12 protein-coding genes, 2 tRNA genes and 3 rRNA genes are annotated in these 18,302 nt (G+C 56.0%); 14 read left to right on the plus strand and 3 right to left on the minus strand.

The features are described from left to right. Nucleotides 1–104 precede the first annotated feature (104 nt). From NMB39_RS04435 to NMB39_RS04445, 3 genes are all read right to left on the minus strand, one after another. Entirely contained in the window at nucleotides 105–377 is a 273-nt protein-coding gene (locus NMB39_RS04435) for a TfoX/Sxy family protein (protein WP_046069533.1), read from the minus strand. Nucleotides 378–579: 202 nt separating this feature from the next. After that, nucleotides 580–924, minus strand: coding sequence for a pentapeptide repeat-containing protein (locus NMB39_RS04440; protein WP_046069532.1), 345 nt, complete (start codon nucleotides 922–924; stop codon nucleotides 580–582). 92 nt (nucleotides 925–1,016) lie between these two features. Further along, complete coding sequence (locus NMB39_RS04445) at nucleotides 1,017–2,573, minus strand: bifunctional aminoglycoside phosphotransferase/ATP-binding protein (RefSeq protein WP_198719420.1); 1,557 nt, start codon at nucleotides 2,571–2,573, stop codon at nucleotides 1,017–1,019. A gap of 118 nt (nucleotides 2,574–2,691) precedes the next feature. On the opposite strand from NMB39_RS04445, the gene mrcB reads away from it, so the two are divergent. The 14 genes from mrcB to rrf all read left to right on the plus strand — a co-directional run bounded on the left by mrcB (nucleotide 2,692) and on the right by rrf (nucleotide 18,211). Next, nucleotides 2,692–5,016, plus strand: a complete 2,325-nt coding sequence (gene mrcB / locus NMB39_RS04450) for a penicillin-binding protein 1B (protein WP_306956440.1) — start codon at nucleotides 2,692–2,694, stop codon at nucleotides 5,014–5,016. Nucleotides 5,017–5,032: 16 nt separating this feature from the next. Continuing rightward, complete coding sequence (locus NMB39_RS04455) at nucleotides 5,033–5,767, plus strand: tetratricopeptide repeat protein (RefSeq protein ID WP_306956439.1); 735 nt, start codon at nucleotides 5,033–5,035, stop codon at nucleotides 5,765–5,767. Beyond that, the gene (locus NMB39_RS04460) at nucleotides 5,767–6,096 is read left to right on the plus strand and encodes a YqcC family protein (RefSeq protein WP_494339593.1); all 330 of its coding nucleotides are present in this window, start codon (nucleotides 5,767–5,769) and stop codon (nucleotides 6,094–6,096) included. Before NMB39_RS04455 ends, NMB39_RS04460 begins: the two co-directional genes overlap by 1 nt. A 431-nt stretch (nucleotides 6,097–6,527) precedes the next feature. Further along, nucleotides 6,528–8,252, plus strand: a complete 1,725-nt coding sequence (locus NMB39_RS04465) for an acetolactate synthase 3 large subunit (protein ID WP_057025061.1) — start codon at nucleotides 6,528–6,530, stop codon at nucleotides 8,250–8,252. Between the two features lie 2 nt (nucleotides 8,253–8,254). After that, complete coding sequence (ilvN, locus tag NMB39_RS04470) at nucleotides 8,255–8,746, plus strand: acetolactate synthase small subunit (protein ID WP_003176102.1); 492 nt, start codon at nucleotides 8,255–8,257, stop codon at nucleotides 8,744–8,746. A 47-nt stretch (nucleotides 8,747–8,793) separates the two neighbouring features. Further along, nucleotides 8,794–9,810 (plus strand): ketol-acid reductoisomerase, encoded by a 1,017-nt coding sequence (gene ilvC / locus NMB39_RS04475; RefSeq protein WP_003176099.1) that lies wholly within the window; start codon nucleotides 8,794–8,796, stop codon nucleotides 9,808–9,810. Between the two features lie 144 nt (nucleotides 9,811–9,954). Further along, entirely contained in the window at nucleotides 9,955–10,812 is an 858-nt protein-coding gene (gene pssA, locus NMB39_RS04480; protein WP_043050593.1) for a CDP-diacylglycerol--serine O-phosphatidyltransferase, read from the plus strand. A gap of 63 nt (nucleotides 10,813–10,875) precedes the next feature. Then, complete coding sequence (msrP, locus tag NMB39_RS04485) at nucleotides 10,876–11,889, plus strand: protein-methionine-sulfoxide reductase catalytic subunit MsrP (RefSeq protein ID WP_057025002.1); 1,014 nt, start codon at nucleotides 10,876–10,878, stop codon at nucleotides 11,887–11,889. Beyond that, nucleotides 11,889–12,509, plus strand: coding sequence for a protein-methionine-sulfoxide reductase heme-binding subunit MsrQ (gene msrQ, locus NMB39_RS04490; RefSeq protein ID WP_046069526.1), 621 nt, complete (start codon nucleotides 11,889–11,891; stop codon nucleotides 12,507–12,509). Before msrP ends, msrQ begins: the two co-directional genes overlap by 1 nt. A gap of 488 nt (nucleotides 12,510–12,997) precedes the next feature. Further along, nucleotides 12,998–14,534: ribosomal RNA gene (locus NMB39_RS04495) — 16S ribosomal RNA — on the plus strand. Between the two features lie 82 nt (nucleotides 14,535–14,616). Further along, nucleotides 14,617–14,693, plus strand: a tRNA-Ile gene (locus NMB39_RS04500). 30 nt (nucleotides 14,694–14,723) lie between these two features. Continuing rightward, nucleotides 14,724–14,799: transfer RNA gene (locus tag NMB39_RS04505), tRNA-Ala, on the plus strand. Nucleotides 14,800–15,046: 247 nt separating this feature from the next. Then, nucleotides 15,047–17,938, plus strand: a 23S ribosomal RNA gene (locus NMB39_RS04510). 157 nt (nucleotides 17,939–18,095) lie between these two features. Further along, nucleotides 18,096–18,211: ribosomal RNA gene (gene rrf / locus NMB39_RS04515) — 5S ribosomal RNA — on the plus strand. The 16S, 23S and 5S rRNA genes sit together here with 2 tRNA genes alongside, the layout of an rRNA operon. The last annotated feature ends 91 nt before the right edge of the window (nucleotides 18,212–18,302 follow it).

An 18,302-nucleotide genomic window follows, 5' to 3' on the forward strand; every position in this document is an offset into this window, starting at 1 on the left:
ATCATAACGATTCTCATTTGAGAGTCAACATTTGTTTTTGCATGCTCATCCAGTTTTCTCAAACGCCCGTTTGTAATGCCCGTAAACATTGGGTCTGCACCAATCTAGTTTTTCTGACGCGTTGACATAGCATCCAGCTGACGGTTCAACGCCTCCTTGCGCTCCGTGGGAATGTCGTTCCAGTGCACATCCATCAATGCGCCTTCAATTGCATACAGCAGGACTTTCGATGCTCGAAAGCCGCGAGTTCGCACGGCTCGGTAAGCATCGACCGCTCCCAGGCGACGCAAGTCGGACGCGCTGTGGATGCCCACCGCATGCAGCCACTGCGCTGACGTCTTGCCAAGGTTTTTCAGGTGTTGCAGCTCATCGTTCATCAAGCCTCCTTGCGACGGCCGAATGGTGCGGTGGGTGTCGTGACCAGGCAGCCTGAAAATGAGTGTAGCGCTCAGTAGGAAAAGCGTGGTTCTTTGGTCAGAAGCGGGCGAAAAGCTTATAAGAATGGTGTGATGGCTTTAGCGACAGGCAGGCGGCAACCGCCCGGCGCGCCTGGGACTTAGCCGGGGTTCTGAGCGAAGGCTACTTGGTACGGTAGCGCAGGCGTGTTCCGAAATTGACTGACATCAGAATCTCGTCAGCCGTGAGCTCGGGTGGGAAATAAGTCCCCGAAATCTGCGCGTGGGCCAGACTGGCGCCCTCCAGCGAGCAATCGCGTAAATCCAGACCGCGCAGGTCGGCCGAACGGAAATAGGCGTCGGTGAAGTCAACATCCTTGGCGTTCAGGTCGCGCAGGTCCAAGCCCCGGAAGTCGCCACCACGCATGTCAATGGGGCCACCCTCAGGGCGTTCCTGATTGAAGCCGCGGATGTCGTCCTTGTGCAGGAGCGCGTAGAGCGGGGTGTCGAGAAGCTTGGGCTGACTCATAATGGCGACTCCTGTTGGAATTATGACGCCATTATAGTGCCACTATTTCTGGGTCGTGCGTCGAAGTAGACGACACGACCAAGAAATATTTCTTACAGGCCCGGCAAGCGCTGACGGATATGAGCGACTAAAGCGTCGAGGGTCCCGCTTTCATTGGTCTCGACACGCTTGCTCAGCAACAGCTCCTGTGCTGTCAGCGGCTCACGACTGGCTTGCTGCTCTTCGATAACGCTCAGTGTTGCGTCGGACGGGTCGTTTTTATCCGCCTGACGTTGTGCCAGCCAACTGGCAATAACGGCTTGAGGCGCGTTGCAATCGAGGATCAGGAACGGCGCCCCGGTAGCTTCGGCGACTTGGGCAGCCGCGTCACGTTGAGCGCGTTTCAAGAAGGTCGCATCCAGCACCACCGGGTAACCGGCGCGCAGCACGGTGTCGGCCATTTCGTTCAGGCGTGCGTAGGTGGCAGCGCTGGCGTCATGATTGTAGATACCAGCCTGTGGCGTGTTTTCGATCTGTTGCTCGCCAAACAGGCGCTTGCGTTCCACATCCGAGCGCAGGCGCACGGCGCCCAGGGCTTCGACCAGGCGCATGGCGACGTGGCTCTTGCCCACGGCTGAAACGCCATGGGTGATTGCCAGGAAGCGAGACGGAATGGTGCTGTAGCTTTCCGCCAGGTTGGCGTAATTGCGGTACTGGCGCAGGGTGTTGGCGCGTTGCACCGGGCTTGCTTCGCTCGGCATGCTGAACAGCGCAACTTTGGCGCGAACCAGCGCACGGTAGGCTTTATAGAAGTTCAGTAGCTCGAGGCCCTGGTAGTCACCGGTCAGTTCCAGGTACTGGCTGATAAAACGCCGTGCCAGGCTTTTCAGGCCGCGATCTTCCAGGTCCATGGCCAAAAACGCGGTGTCTGCGTACACATCGGTAAAGCGGAAGGGCTCGTTGAACTCGATGCAGTCGAAGATCACCACGTGACCATCAATGAGGGTTGCGTTGCCTAAGTGGATATCGCCGTGGCATTCGCGGGTATAGCCATTGAGCTTGCGCTGCTCCAGCAGGGGCTTGAGACGTTCAAAACTGCTTTCAGCCCAGGCTTGCAGGGCCTCCAGTTGAGTCAGGTCGGCCTTGTCGCTGAGAAACGGGCGGATCTGGTCGAAGTTCTGGCGCACCGGAGCCATCACTTCCTCCGGCGTGCCGGCCGGATGCTCTTGGGGAACCTTGGGGGCGGTGAGGTGGAAGTGTGCAATCTGCTGGGCCATCTCGTCGATGTGCGCGCAGGTCAGTTCGCCGTTGGCTTGCAGGGTGCTGAGCATCTGGCTTTGCGGGAACTGACGCATCTTCAGCGCGTACTCGATCACCGGGCCATCGCCGCCCAGTTGCGGTGCCTCGGAGGTGCCGGTAATTGGCAACACTTCAAGATACAAATCTGCGGTCAGGCGCTGATTGAGGCGCAGTTCTTCGCGACAGAAGTGGCCGCGGTCCTCCAGTTGGGTGAAGTCCAGGAAGCCGAAGTTCATCGGCTTCTTCAGTTTATATGCGTAGGCGCCTGTCAGTATCACCCAGGAAATATGGGTCTCGATGACTTGAAACGCTTCAACCGGATGAGGGTACAAAGCCGGGTTTTGCAGGGCAGCGATCAGGGACTGGCTCACGGGCGATCCTTCAAAGTCGGGGAGAAATCATGGTGGGCATTATGGCTGCTGATGCCAGTCGTGCAAACCGCTGTCCGGCTCATGTTGATCATCAATAAAGTGCGTATAATCCGCCGCCATGACTCGAACCCGATCTCCCCGTTCCCGTAAAAAACCTCCTTCCCGCAGCCTGCGCCCCTGGCTGGGCTGGGCGCTCAAGCTTGGCCTGGTGGGCCTTGTGGTGATCGCCGGCTTTGCGGTGTACCTCGATGCCGTGGTGCAGGAAAAGTTCTCCGGCAAGCGCTGGACCATTCCGGCCAAGGTGTACGCACGCCCGCTGGAGTTGTTCTCCGGCCAGAAGCTGAGCAAGGAAGACTTTCTGACCGAGCTCGACGCACTGGGCTACCGTCGCGAGCCCGTGAGCAATGGCCCAGGCGCGGCGGCCGTCAGCGGTAATACCGTCGACCTGAACACCCGTGGCTTCCAGTTCTACGAAGGCCTGGAAAAAGCTCAGCCTGTGCGCGTGCGTTTTTCCGGCGACTATGTGGCTGAGCTGTCGTCGCTCAATGGCTCCAAGCTGCCGGTGGTGCGCCTGGAACCTTTGATGATCGGCGGTATTTACCCGAAAAATCTTGAAGATCGCATCCTGATCAAACTCGATCAGGTTCCGCCGTACCTGCTGGAAACCCTGGTGGCTGTGGAAGACCGCGACTTCTACAGCCATTGGGGCGTCTCGCCGAAGTCGATTGCCCGCGCCATTTGGGTCAACACCTCCGGCGGCAAGATGACCCAGGGCGGCAGTACGCTCACGCAGCAACTGGTCAAGAACTTCTACCTGACCAGTGAACGCAGCCTGACCCGTAAACTCACTGAAGCCATGATGGCGATGTTGCTGGAGCTGCATTACAGCAAGCAGGAAATCCTCGAGGCCTACCTCAACGAGGTATTCGTCGGTCAGGATGGCCAGCGCGCGGTGCACGGTTTCGGCTTGGCCAGCCAATTCTTCTTTGGGCAGCCATTGTCCGAGTTGAAGTTGCATCAAGTCGCGTTGCTGGTGGGGATGGTCAAGGGGCCGTCCTATTACAACCCGCGTCGCAACCCGGAGCGTGCGCTTGAGCGCCGTAACCTGGTACTCGATGTGCTGGAGCAGCAAGGTGTTGCCACGGCCGAGCAGGTGGCCGCCGCGAAGAAAATGCCGCTGGGTGTAACCACCCGCGGCAAGCTGGCGGACAGCTCATTCCCCGGCTTTATCGACCTGGTCAAGCGTCAGCTGCGTGAAGACTACCGTGACGAAGACTTGACCGAAGAGGGCCTGCGGATCTTCACCAGCTTCGATCCGATCCTGCAAATGAAGGCCGAGGCGTCGGTCAACGACACCTTCAAGCGCCTGACCGGCCGCAAAGGCTCGGATGAAGTCGAGGCCGCCATGGTCGTGACCAACCCGGAGACCGGTGAAGTCCAGGCCATGATCGGTAGCCGCCAGGCCAGCTTCGCCGGCTTCAACCGTGCGCTGGATGCTGTGCGTCCGATAGGCTCGCTGGTCAAGCCTGCTGTCTATTTGAGCGCATTGGAAAAACCCAGCAAGTACACGCTGACCAGTTGGCTGTCGGATGACCCGCTGTCGGTCAAAGGCGCGGACGGCCAGGTCTGGACGCCCAAGAACTTCGACCGCCGCTCCCACGGCACGGTGTTCCTGTATCAGGGGTTGGCGCACTCCTACAACATCTCGACCTCACGCCTTGGGCTTGAGGTCGGTGTGCCGAATGTGCTGAAGACGTTGGCGCGACTGGGGGTCGAGCGTGAGTTTCCGGCGTTTCCGTCCATGCTACTGGGCGCTGCGGCCATGACTCCCATGGAAGTGGCCACCATGTACCAAACCCTGGCCAATGGCGGCTTCAATACGCCCATGCGCGGTATCCGGAGTGTGCTGACCGCTGATGGCGAACCGCTCAAGCGTTATCCGTTCCAGATCCAGCAGCGTTTCGACGCGGGCTCTATCTACCTGATCCAGAACGCCATGCAGCGCGTGATGCGTGAGGGTACTGGGCGTTCGGTCTATAACGTGTTGCCGTCGAACCTGACCCTGGCCGGCAAGACCGGTACCAGTAACGATTCGCGTGACAGCTGGTTCGCGGGCTTCGGCCAGGATGTATTGGCGGTGGTGTGGCTGGGGCGTGACGACAACGGCAAGACGCCGTTTACCGGGGCCACCGGTGCGTTGCAGGTGTGGACCAGTTTCATGCGCAAGGCCGACCCGTTGCCGCTCAACATGCCGCAGCCGGACAATATCGTGCAGGCCTGGATCGACCCGCACACCGGCCAAGGCTCTGATGCCAACTGTCCTGGCGCGGTACAGATGCCGTATATTCGCGGCAGCGAACCACCTCCCGGCGCCGCATGCGGTGGCAGTGCACCTGCTGACGCGGAATCGGTGATGGATTGGGTCAAGGGCTGGATGAATTAAGCAAAGAGGGTTTCAAGTGAACAAGTTGTGGATTCCAGCGATTGCGGCTCTGGCTTTGCTCGGCGGTTGCTCCAGCGTGCAGCGCGGCTCTATTCCCGTGGTGGACTCAAGCACGTCCGTCTCCAATAACGACCGCATCTCGGCCAACGGCGGCTTTCGCCAGACCGTGGTCAAACGTCCTGCCCAAGCTGCGACCCAAGCGATACCACAGGATTCAGGCGTGGTTGTTATGGTGCCTGGCAGTGGTGCTGCGACCTCGGCGCCCATCAGTGCCGAGCCATGGACCCCAGGCCCCAGCACCTCCGGGCCGGTGGATTCCGCGCCGATTCAAACCGCGCCGGTCAACCAGGGCACCTACACCATGCCATCGGCGCCAAGCGGGATTCCGTCGGCGTCCAGCGCAGGTGGGTTGTCGGCTGACGAACAATTGGATGGCCCGGTGCTGGCGCTGCTCACCACCGCTCAACAGCAGCAGGCGGGGGGCGACTTGAATGGCGCATCGTCGAGCCTTGAACGTGCCCAGCGCGTGGCGCCTCGCGAGCCGCAAGTGTTGTATCGCCTGGCCCAGGTGCGCATGGCCCAGGGCGATGCACCCCAAGCGGAGCAATTCGCTCGCCGTGGCCTGTCCCTGGCCAATGGTCGCCCGGCCCTGCAAGCCAGCCTGTGGGCCTTGATCGGTGATGCGCGTGCTGCTCAGGGTGATGCCGCGGGTGCCGCCCAGGCACGACAGAAAGCCAAGGTCAGCCTCTGATGGATGCGCGTTTTCCAGCGATTGCCGAACAGTTATTGCTGATTGAGCGCGAACTGCGTATGCAGGGCTGGTGGGACGACGTTCCCCCAAGTGCCGAAGCGCTTAGCAGTGTCGAGCCCTTTTCAGTCGATACCCTGGACTTCTACCAATGGCTGCAGTGGATCTTCCTCGTGCGCATGAAGCAGATCCTGGAGCAGGACCTGCCATTGCCGAATGCGTCGGGGATCCTGGAAATGGCCGAGATGGTCTATGCCGACCGTCCATTGGAGAGCCTTGGCTTGCGCAATGCGCTGAAAAAGTTCGACCAATTGATCGTCGACGCTCGTTAATTGCCTGACTGCCGGTTTTTTCGGCAGTCTTGCGCACATTTCTACCGCTTGACGACATTCAGGCGAGTTTTATCCCTCCTCAAAGCCATTTCTTCTACGTTCTCATGCGCTTAGTTGGAAAAAAGCGCAATTATTGCTTGACTTGAACGGCCTGAAACAGAAGAATCCAAAGTCCGCTGTATCGGGACTGCCAGAAGCAGGCCCGCTCAGCAGATCATGAGGCGCACATCCGCGCCGACCTGTAACACCCGCAACGCGTTACCTCGCGCTGGGTGGGAAAAGCCCGCAACACTTGGGACGATCCCAATACTTGCTCAGTCAGTGCTGACGTAGTCGGCGACCACCGTCGCTCATGCTCTGTTGAGAAGTAAACCTATTAAGACCCGTCGGTTTTTAACGGACGGTATTCTGGCGTTTTAGAGGTGAACAACGTGGAGCTTTTATCTGGCGGTGAGATGCTCGTCCGCTTTTTGCGTGACGAAGGCGTCGACTATATCTACGGGTACCCAGGTGGTGCTCTGCTGCATGTCTACGACGCACTGTTCAAGGAACCAGCTGTTACCCACATCCTGGTTCGCCACGAACAGGCCGCGACCCATATGGCTGACGGTTACGCCCGTGCCACCGGTAAAGCCGGCGTGGTACTGGTAACGTCCGGTCCAGGCGCAACCAACGCTATTACCGGCATCGCGACTGCCTATATGGACTCCATCCCGATGGTGATCATTTCCGGTCAGGTCGCCAGCACCATGGTCGGTACCGATGCATTCCAGGAAACCGACATGATCGGTATTTCCCGCCCGATCGTGAAACACAGCTTTATGATCAAGCATGCATCGGAAATCCCGGAAATCATGAAAAAGGCGTTCTACCTCGCACAGTCCGGTCGCCCGGGCCCTGTGGTGGTTGATATCCCGAAAGACATGACCAACCCGGCCGAGAAATTCGAGTACGTCTTTCCGAAAAAAGCCAAGCTGCGCTCCTACAGCCCGGCCGTGCGTGGGCACTCGGGGCAAATCCGCAAGGCGGCAGAAATGCTCCTGGCGGCCAAGCGTCCAGTGCTCTACTCCGGTGGTGGCGTGATTCTGGGCGGTGGTTCTGCTCCGCTGACCGAGCTGGCCAAGTTGCTCAACCTGCCGGTGACGAACACCCTGATGGGCCTCGGTGCATTCCCGGGTTCGGATCGTCAGTTCGTCGGTATGCTTGGCATGCACGGCAGCTACACCGCCAACCTTACCATGCACCACGCCGACGTGATCCTGGCCGTGGGCGCGCGGTTCGATGACCGTGTGATCAACGGCGCGAGCAAGTTCTGCCCGAATGCCAAGATCATCCACATCGACATCGACCCGGCGTCTATCTCCAAGACCATCAAGGCCGATGTGCCGATCGTGGGGCCGGTGGAAAGCGTGTTGACCGAAATGGTCGCTGCACTGAAGGACATTGGCGAGGCACCGAACAAGGAATCCGTTGCCAGTTGGTGGAAGCAGATCGACGAATGGCGTGGTGATCGTGGCCTGTTCCCTTACGACAAGGGCGACGGCAGCATCATCAAGCCACAAACCGTGATCGAAACCCTGTGCGAAGTGACCAAGGGCGACGCCTTTGTGACTTCCGACGTGGGCCAGCACCAGATGTTCGCAGCCCAGTACTACACGTTCGACAAGCCTAACCGCTGGATCAACTCCGGTGGCCTGGGCACGATGGGCTTTGGTTTCCCTGCTGCCATGGGCGTGAAGCTGAGCTTCCCGGATGCCGACGTGGCTTGTGTCACCGGTGAAGGCAGCATCCAGATGAACATCCAGGAACTGTCGACGTGCCTGCAATATGGTCTTCCGGTGAAGATCGTCTGCCTGAACAACGGTGTACTGGGCATGGTTCGCCAGTGGCAGGACATGAGCTACGGTAGCCGTCACTCCCATTCCTACATGGAATCGTTGCCGGATTTCGTCAAGTTGGTTGAAGCCTATGGCCACGTCGGCATTCGCATCACTGATTTGAAAGATCTGAAGCCGAAGATGGAAGAGGCGTTCGCCATGAAGGACCGCCTGGTGTTCATCGATATTCAGGTGGATACCAGCGAGCACGTCTATCCGATGCAGATCAAAGACGGCTCTATGCGCGACATGTGGCTGAACAAGACGGAGCGTACTTAATCATGCGGCATATTATCTCCCTGCTTCTGGAGAACGAACCCGGCGCTCTGTCCCGTGTTGTCGGCCTGTTTTCGCAACGCAACTACAACATTGAAAGTCTGACCGTGGCCCCGACCGAGGACCCGACCCTGTCGCGCCTGACGTTGACCACCGTGGGGCACGATGAGGTGATCGAGCAGATCACCAAGAACCTCAACAAGCTGATCGAAGTGGTCAAGCTGGTCGACCTGTCGGAAAGTGCCCACATCGAGCGCGAACTGATGCTGGTCAAGGTCAAGGCCACGGGTGCCCAACGTGCCGAGATCAAACGGACTACCGATATTTATCGTGGGCAGATCGTCGATGTGAGCGCCAGCGTTTATACCGTTCAACTGACCGGTACAAGCGACAAGCTGGACAGCTTCATCCAGTCGATCGGGACGGCCTCGATTCTGGAAACCGTACGCAGTGGTGTCACCGGGATTGCCCGTGGCGACAAAGTACTCAGCATCTAACCCAAATTAGCGAATGGCCTTACGGCCTGGATATATAGAGGAACCTCATGAAAGTTTATTACGATAAAGATTGTGACCTGTCGATCATCCAGGGCAAGAAAGTCGCCATCATCGGCTACGGTTCCCAGGGCCACGCCCAAGCGTGCAACCTGAAAGATTCCGGCGTAGACGTCACTGTTGGCCTGCGCAAAGGCTCGGCCACCGTTGCCAAGGCCGAGGCCCATGGCCTGAAAGTGACAGACGTCGCTTCCGCCGTTGCAGCTGCCGACCTGGTCATGATCCTGACCCCGGACGAGTTCCAGTCCGCGTTGTACAAGAACGAAATCGAGCCGAACATCAAGAAAGGCGCCACCCTGGCCTTCTCCCACGGTTTCGCGATTCACTACAACCAGGTTGTGCCACGCGCTGACTTGGACGTGATCATGATCGCGCCGAAAGCCCCGGGCCACACCGTGCGTTCCGAGTTCGTCAAAGGCGGCGGTATCCCTGACCTGATCGCGATCTACCAGGACGCTTCGGGTAACGCCAAGAACGTTGCACTGTCCTACGCTGCTGGCGTTGGTGGTGGTCGCACCGGCATTATCGAAACCACCTTCAAGGACGAGACTGAAACCGACCTGTTCGGCGAACAAGCCGTTCTGTGCGGCGGTACCGTTGAACTGGTCAAGGCCGGTTTCGAAACCCTGGTTGAAGCTGGCTACGCGCCGGAAATGGCCTACTTCGAATGCCTGCACGAACTGAAGCTGATCGTTGACCTCATGTACGAAGGCGGTATCGCCAACATGAACTATTCGATCTCCAACAACGCCGAGTACGGTGAGTACGTGACTGGCCCGGAAGTGATCAACGCCGAGTCCCGCCAGGCCATGCGCAACGCCCTGAAACGTATTCAGGACGGCGAATACGCCAAAATGTTCATCAGCGAAGGCGCTACCGGCTACCCTTCGATGACCGCCAAGCGTCGTAACAACGCAGCTCACGGCATCGAAGTCATCGGCGAGCAACTGCGCTCCATGATGCCGTGGATCGGTGCCAACAAGATCGTCGACAAAGCCAAGAACTAAGTCGTACGCATCAAGGGAAAACGCGGCTTAGGCCGCGTTTTTTCGTTTGAGGGGCCGGTTCTGGTATAAAGCTGCATCGTTTGCGGGCGAACACTCGCCGCAAGTATCTGTCGAATTTTTTCACACCGTTGCAAGGTAAAGTCCATGAGCGAACGTCCCGAAGAGCCAAACCAGGCTTCCGACGCCGAAAGCATGCTGCCGATCGATGAACATGTCGAAGAAGGGCATGACGCCGAAGGCCGTAAGGTCCGGCATCGTGGCATCTATCTTCTGCCCAATCTGTTTACGACGGCGAACCTGTTTGCCGGCTTTTATTCCATCATCAACTCCATGAGTGCCCAAAGTGCACTGGCTGCAGGTGATGCGGCGAGTGCCAGCAAGTATTTTGGTTTTGCTGCCATCGCAATCTTTGTGGCCATGGTGCTCGACGGCCTGGATGGGCGCGTAGCGCGGATGACCAATACCCAGAGTGCCTTCGGCGCCGAATACGACTCGTTGTCGGACATGGTCGCCTTTGGTGTCGCACCTGCGCTGCTGGCGTTTGCCTGGGCATTGGGTGACATGGGCAAGGTCGGCTGGATGGTTGCCTTTATCTATGTTGCCGGTGCCGCTTTGCGCCTGGCGCGCTTCAATACCCAGGTCGGGACCGCTGACAAGCGCTACTTCATCGGTCTGGCCAGTCCGGCAGCGGCGGGTGTTGTAGCCGGTATTGTGTGGGCATTCAGTGACTACGGTATTCAGGGCTCGAAAATGTCGTTCCTGGTCGCTTTGATGGTAGCGGCGGCCGGCATGCTGATGGTCAGCAATATCAAGTACAACAGCTTCAAGGAGCTGGATCTCAAGGGGCGCGTGCCTTTTGTGGCGATCCTCGTGGTGGTACTGGTGTTTGCAGTAGTGTTCAGCGATCCGCCGCGTATTCTGCTGTTGGCGTTCCTCGTCTACGCGGCTTCGGGGCCGATTCAGTACTTGCTGCATCTGCGTCGGGACAAAACATTGTCTTAATGTAATTTCCCCCATACTCCGCAGTCTATTGGTGCATCAGTTCTCCAATGCTGCGGAGTTGCCATGTTAATCAAATTGCCTAAAGCGTCCGATTGTCACGAATCGGATGTCACGCCTGAATCCCTCTATTTCTCTCGCCGCAGCTTGCTCGGTGGTGCGCTGGCCGGTATTGCTGCCAGCAGCTTGCCGCGGTGGGCCAGTGCGGGTGATGCGGCGCGCTATGCCGATGTCGAGGCGGGCAGGGCGCCCAGTTGGTTTGCCGAGAAGCTTGCTGGGACGAAGTGGCAGGCGGTGACGGTCAAGGACGAGGCGATCACACCGTTCAAGGACGCAACTCACTACAACAACTTTTATGAGTTCGGTACCGACAAGGGTGACCCTGCGCAGAATGCGGGTTCGCTCAAGACTGAGCCTTGGAGCGTTGTGATTGATGGTGAGGTAGCCAAGCCGGGGCGCTATGCCCTGGAAGACTTCATGAAACCCTATGAACTGGAAGAACGCATCTATCGCCTGCGCTGCGTTGAAGCCTGGTCGATGGTAATCCCGTGGATCGGCTTTCCGATCTCGGCGTTGCTCAAGCAGGTTGAGCCGACCTCCAAAGCGAAGTACATCCGGTTCGAGACCCTTCAGGATCCGAAAAGCATGCCGGGGCAGCGTTCAAGTTTTGGCTTGATCGATTGGCCCTATGTAGAAGGGTTGCGTCTGGACGAAGCGATGAATCCACTGGCGATACTCGCTGTTGGCATGTATGGGCGCGAATTGCCTAACCAGAATGGCGCGCCGTTGCGCCTGGTGGTGCCGTGGAAGTACGGCTTCAAGAGTGTGAAATCCATCGTGCGGATCAGTCTTGTCAGCGAGCAGCCGAAAACCACCTGGCAAAGCATTGCGGCTGATGAGTATGGGTTTTATGCGAACGTGAATCCCACGGTCGATCATCCGCGGTGGACCCAGGCGAGGGAGCGACGTCTCCCCAGCGGCCTGTTCAGTCCGAATGTGCGCGACACGCAGATGTTCAATGGCTATTCCGATGAGGTCGCTTCTTTATATACAGGTCTCGACCTGCGGAAGAACTACTGATGCGCTTTCCAATCTGGCGCATTGGGGTCTTCATAGCTGCGGCGGTTTGGCCATTGCTCTGGCTATATGAAGCATGGAGTTTTGCCCTTGGACCTGATCCGGGCAAAGTGCTGGTCGATCGCCTGGGCCTGGGTACGTTGATTCTACTGCTGGTCACGCTCGGGATGACGCCGCTGCAGAAGTTGAGCGGTTGGGCGGGGTGGATCGCGGTACGCCGGCAATTGGGCTTGTGGTGCTTTGCCTATGTTGTGTTGCATTTGGCGGCGTATTGCGTGTTCGTCCTTGGGCTGGATTGGTCCCAGCTCGGCGTGGAGCTGCGCAAGCGGCCTTACATAATTGTGGGGGCGTTGGGGTTTCTTGCTTTATTAGTGCTGGCTGTCACATCTAATCGCTACAGCCAGCGACGGTTGGGTAGTCGTTGGAAGAAGTTGCATCGCTTGGTCTATGTGATTCTCGGGCTTGGTCTGCTGCACATGCTCTGGATAGTTCGGGCTGATTTGAAGGAGTGGGCTGTCTACGCTTCCATCGGTGCGCTGCTTCTTCTGCTGCGGGTGCCTCCAGTTATGCGGCGAATCCCCCGCCTTATTGCTAAAAAAGCACCTTCTGCCACAAAAGTGTAATTAACCCTTGACGACAGATTCTGGAAGCCTATAATTCGCCCCACTTCCGGCGCAGTCGAAACGGAAAACTCCTTGGTAAACAAAGAGTTATGAAGTTTTCGGCAGCAAGTAGCTTCAGTTCATCGAAGCCCAAAGGAAGTTGAAAAAGAGGTGTTGACAGCAGCGTGTAACGCTGTAGAATTCGCCTCCCGCTGATGAGAGATCAGAAGCGCAAGTGGTTGAAGTTGTTGAAGAAATCTTCGAAAGCTTCTGAAAATAATCACTTGACAGCAAATGAGGCTGCTGTAGAATGCGCGCCTCGGTTGAGACGAAAGCTCTTAACCAACCGCTCTTTAACAACTGAATCAAGCAATTCGTGTGGGTGCTTGTGGAGTCAGACTGATAGTCAACAAGATTATCAGCATCACAAGTTACTCCGCGAGAAATCAAAGATGTAACCAACGATTGCTGAGCCAAGTTTAGGGTTTCTTAAAAACCCAAAGATGTTTGAACTGAAGAGTTTGATCATGGCTCAGATTGAACGCTGGCGGCAGGCCTAACACATGCAAGTCGAGCGGTAGAGAGAAGCTTGCTTCTCTTGAGAGCGGCGGACGGGTGAGTAATGCCTAGGAATCTGCCTGGTAGTGGGGGATAACGTTCGGAAACGGACGCTAATACCGCATACGTCCTACGGGAGAAAGCAGGGGACCTTCGGGCCTTGCGCTATCAGATGAGCCTAGGTCGGATTAGCTAGTTGGTGGGGTAATGGCTCACCAAGGCGACGATCCGTAACTGGTCTGAGAGGATGATCAGTCACACTGGAACTGAGACACGGTCCAGACTCCTACGGGAGGCAGCAGTGGGGAATATTGGACAATGGGCGAAAGCCTGATCCAGCCATGCCGCGTGTGTGAAGAAGGTCTTCGGATTGTAAAGCACTTTAAGTTGGGAGGAAGGGTTGTAGATTAATACTCTGCAATTTTGACGTTACCGACAGAATAAGCACCGGCTAACTCTGTGCCAGCAGCCGCGGTAATACAGAGGGTGCAAGCGTTAATCGGAATTACTGGGCGTAAAGCGCGCGTAGGTGGTTTGTTAAGTTGGATGTGAAATCCCCGGGCTCAACCTGGGAACTGCATTCAAAACTGACTGACTAGAGTATGGTAGAGGGTGGTGGAATTTCCTGTGTAGCGGTGAAATGCGTAGATATAGGAAGGAACACCAGTGGCGAAGGCGACCACCTGGACTGATACTGACACTGAGGTGCGAAAGCGTGGGGAGCAAACAGGATTAGATACCCTGGTAGTCCACGCCGTAAACGATGTCAACTAGCCGTTGGGAGCCTTGAGCTCTTAGTGGCGCAGCTAACGCATTAAGTTGACCGCCTGGGGAGTACGGCCGCAAGGTTAAAACTCAAATGAATTGACGGGGGCCCGCACAAGCGGTGGAGCATGTGGTTTAATTCGAAGCAACGCGAAGAACCTTACCAGGCCTTGACATCCAATGAACTTTCTAGAGATAGATTGGTGCCTTCGGGAACATTGAGACAGGTGCTGCATGGCTGTCGTCAGCTCGTGTCGTGAGATGTTGGGTTAAGTCCCGTAACGAGCGCAACCCTTGTCCTTAGTTACCAGCACGTAATGGTGGGCACTCTAAGGAGACTGCCGGTGACAAACCGGAGGAAGGTGGGGATGACGTCAAGTCATCATGGCCCTTACGGCCTGGGCTACACACGTGCTACAATGGTCGGTACAGAGGGTTGCCAAGCCGCGAGGTGGAGCTAATCCCAGAAAACCGATCGTAGTCCGGATCGCAGTCTGCAACTCGACTGCGTGAAGTCGGAATCGCTAGTAATCGCGAATCAGAATGTCGCGGTGAATACGTTCCCGGGCCTTGTACACACCGCCCGTCACACCATGGGAGTGGGTTGCACCAGAAGTAGCTAGTCTAACCTTCGGGAGGACGGTTACCACGGTGTGATTCATGACTGGGGTGAAGTCGTAACAAGGTAGCCGTAGGGGAACCTGCGGCTGGATCACCTCCTTAATCGACGACATCAGCTGCTCCATAAGTTCCCACACGAATTGCTTGATTCATTGAAGAAGACGATAAGAAGCAGCCCGAAATTGGGTCTGTAGCTCAGTTGGTTAGAGCGCACCCCTGATAAGGGTGAGGTCGGCAGTTCGAATCTGCCCAGACCCACCAATTTTGTGTGGGAAACGCCTGTAGAAATACGGGGCCATAGCTCAGCTGGGAGAGCGCCTGCCTTGCACGCAGGAGGTCAACGGTTCGATCCCGTTTGGCTCCACCACTACTGCTTCTGTTTGTATAAAGCTTAGAAATGAGCATTCCATCGCTGTGATGGTGAATGTTGATTTCTAGTCTTTGACTAGTTCGTTCTTTAAAAATTTGGGTATGTGATAGAAAGATAGACTGAACGTTACTTTCACTGGTAACGGATCAGGCTAAGGTAAAATTTGTGAGTTCTCTTAACTGAGAAATTCGAATTTTCGGCGAATGTCGTCTTCACAGTATAACCAGATTGCTTGGGGTTATATGGTCAAGTGAAGAAGCGCATACGGTGGATGCCTTGGCAGTCAGAGGCGATGAAAGACGTGGTAGCCTGCGAAAAGCTTCGGGGAGTCGGCAAACAGACTTTGATCCGGAGATGTCTGAATGGGGGAACCCAGCCATCATAAGATGGTTATCTTGTACTGAATACATAGGTGCAAGAGGCGAACCAGGGGAACTGAAACATCTAAGTACCCTGAGGAAAAGAAATCAACCGAGATTCCCTTAGTAGTGGCGAGCGAACGGGGACTAGCCCTTAAGTGGCTTTGAGATTAGCGGAACGCTCTGGAAAGTGCGGCCATAGTGGGTGATAGCCCTGTACGCGAAAATCTCTTAGTCATGAAATCGAGTAGGACGGAGCACGAGAAACTTTGTCTGAATATGGGGGGACCATCCTCCAAGGCTAAATACTACTGACTGACCGATAGTGAACTAGTACCGTGAGGGAAAGGCGAAAAGAACCCCGGAGAGGGGAGTGAAATAGATCCTGAAACCGTATGCGTACAAGCAGTGGGAGCCCACTTTGTTGGGTGACTGCGTACCTTTTGTATAATGGGTCAGCGACTTATTTTCAGTGGCGAGCTTAACCGAATAGGGGAGGCGTAGCGAAAGCGAGTCTTAATAGGGCGTCTAGTCGCTGGGAATAGACCCGAAACCGGGCGATCTATCCATGGGCAGGTTGAAGGTTGGGTAACACTAACTGGAGGACCGAACCGACTACCGTTGAAAAGTTAGCGGATGACCTGTGGATCGGAGTGAAAGGCTAATCAAGCTCGGAGATAGCTGGTTCTCCTCGAAAGCTATTTAGGTAGCGCCTCATGTATCACTGTAGGGGGTAGAGCACTGTTTCGGCTAGGGGGTCATCCCGACTTACCAAACCGATGCAAACTCCGAATACCTACAAGTGCCGAGCATGGGAGACACACGGCGGGTGCTAACGTCCGTCGTGAAAAGGGAAACAACCCAGACCGTCAGCTAAGGTCCCAAAGTTATGGTTAAGTGGGAAACGATGTGGGAAGGCTTAGACAGCTAGGAGGTTGGCTTAGAAGCAGCCACCCTTTAAAGAAAGCGTAATAGCTCACTAGTCGAGTCGGCCTGCGCGGAAGATGTAACGGGGCTCAAACCATACACCGAAGCTACGGGTATCACGTAAGTGATGCGGTAGAGGAGCGTTCTGTAAGCCTGTGAAGGTGAGTTGAGAAGCTTGCTGGAGGTATCAGAAGTGCGAATGCTGACATGAGTAACGACAATGGGTGTGAAAAACACCCACGCCGAAAGACCAAGGTTTCCTGCGCAACGTTAATCGACGCAGGGTTAGTCGGTCCCTAAGGCGAGGCTGAAAAGCGTAGTCGATGGAAAACAGGTTAATATTCCTGTACTTCTGGTTATTGCGATGGAGGGACGGAGAAGGCTAGGCCAGCTTGGCGTTGGTTGTCCAAGTTTAAGGTGGTAGGCTGGAATCTTAGGTAAATCCGGGATTCTAAGGCCGAGAGCTGATGACGAGTTATCTTTTAGATGACGAAGTGGTTGATGCCATGCTTCCAAGAAAAGCTTCTAAGCTTCAGGTAACCAGGAACCGTACCCCAAACCGACACAGGTGGTTGGGTAGAGAATACCAAGGCGCTTGAGAGAACTCGGGTGAAGGAACTAGGCAAAATGGCACCGTAACTTCGGGAGAAGGTGCGCCGGTGAGGGTGAAGGACTTGCTCCGTAAGCTCATGCCGGTCGAAGATACCAGGCCGCTGCGACTGTTTATTAAAAACACAGCACTCTGCAAACACGAAAGTGGACGTATAGGGTGTGACGCCTGCCCGGTGCCGGAAGGTTAATTGATGGGGTTAGCTAACGCGAAGCTCTTGATCGAAGCCCCGGTAAACGGCGGCCGTAACTATAACGGTCCTAAGGTAGCGAAATTCCTTGTCGGGTAAGTTCCGACCTGCACGAATGGCGTAACGATGGCGGCGCTGTCTCCACCCGAGACTCAGTGAAATTGAAATCGCTGTGAAGATGCAGTGTATCCGCGGCTAGACGGAAAGACCCCGTGAACCTTTACTATAGCTTTGCACTGGACTTTGAATTTGCTTGTGTAGGATAGGTGGGAGGCTTTGAAGCGTGGACGCCAGTCTGCGTGGAGCCAACCTTGAAATACCACCCTGGCAACTTTGAGGTTCTAACTCAGGTCCGTTATCCGGATCGAGGACAGTGTATGGTGGGTAGTTTGACTGGGGCGGTCTCCTCCTAAAGAGTAACGGAGGAGTACGAAGGTGCGCTCAGACCGGTCGGAAATCGGTCGTAGAGTATAAAGGCAAAAGCGCGCTTGACTGCGAGACAGACACGTCGAGCAGGTACGAAAGTAGGTCTTAGTGATCCGGTGGTTCTGTATGGAAGGGCCATCGCTCAACGGATAAAAGGTACTCCGGGGATAACAGGCTGATACCGCCCAAGAGTTCATATCGACGGCGGTGTTTGGCACCTCGATGTCGGCTCATCACATCCTGGGGCTGAAGCCGGTCCCAAGGGTATGGCTGTTCGCCATTTAAAGTGGTACGCGAGCTGGGTTTAGAACGTCGTGAGACAGTTCGGTCCCTATCTGCCGTGGACGTTTGAGATTTGAGAGGGGCTGCTCCTAGTACGAGAGGACCGGAGTGGACGAACCTCTGGTGTTCCGGTTGTCACGCCAGTGGCATTGCCGGGTAGCTATGTTCGGAATAGATAACCGCTGAAAGCATCTAAGCGGGAAACTAGCCTCAAGATGAGATCTCACTGGGACCTTGAGTCCCCTGAAGGGCCGTCGAAGACTACGACGTTGATAGGTTGGGTGTGTAAGCGCTGTGAGGCGTTGAGCTAACCAATACTAATTGCCCGTGAGGCTTGACCATATAACACCCAAGCAATTTGACTACTCTAACGAGCATCAGATTGCGGTGTGTGAAGACGAAATGAACCGAAAGTTCGAAGCTCACAAAACACCGACAACTGTCACATACCCAATTTGCTGAAGCGAGGCCAGCTGGTCACGACTCAGTACCCGAATTTCTTGACGACCATAGAGCATTGGAACCACCTGATCCCATCCCGAACTCAGTAGTGAAACGATGCATCGCCGATGGTAGTGTGGGGTTTCCCCATGTGAGAGTAGGTCATCGTCAAGATTAAATTCCGAAACCCCAATTGCGAAAGCAGTTGGGGTTTTGTTTTGGGCGCTCGGAAAGTGTCCACCCTGTCCCCGCGCACCTGTCAGCC

The sequence above is a fragment of the Pseudomonas sp. FBCC-B545 genome (genome assembly GCF_059134095.1).

Bases quoted from the DNA above. Each gene is read 5' to 3' on its own strand.
- NMB39_RS04435 (WP_046069533.1), bottom strand. From the start codon at position 377: ATGAACGATGAGCTGCAACACCTGAAAAACCTTGGCAAGACGTCAGCG.
- NMB39_RS04440 (WP_046069532.1), bottom strand. From the start codon at position 924: ATGAGTCAGCCCAAGCTTCTCGACACCCCGCTCTACGCGCTCCTGCAC.
- mrcB (WP_306956440.1), top strand. From the start codon at position 2,692: ATGACTCGAACCCGATCTCCCCGTTCCCGTAAAAAACCTCCTTCCCGC.
- NMB39_RS04460 (WP_494339593.1), top strand. From the start codon at position 5,767: ATGGATGCGCGTTTTCCAGCGATTGCCGAACAGTTATTGCTGATTGAG.
- ilvN (WP_003176102.1), top strand. From the start codon at position 8,255: ATGCGGCATATTATCTCCCTGCTTCTGGAGAACGAACCCGGCGCTCTG.
- ilvC (WP_003176099.1), top strand. From the start codon at position 8,794: ATGAAAGTTTATTACGATAAAGATTGTGACCTGTCGATCATCCAGGGC.
- pssA (WP_043050593.1), top strand. From the start codon at position 9,955: ATGAGCGAACGTCCCGAAGAGCCAAACCAGGCTTCCGACGCCGAAAGC.
- msrP (WP_057025002.1), top strand. From the start codon at position 10,876: ATGTTAATCAAATTGCCTAAAGCGTCCGATTGTCACGAATCGGATGTC.
- msrQ (WP_046069526.1), top strand. From the start codon at position 11,889: ATGCGCTTTCCAATCTGGCGCATTGGGGTCTTCATAGCTGCGGCGGTT.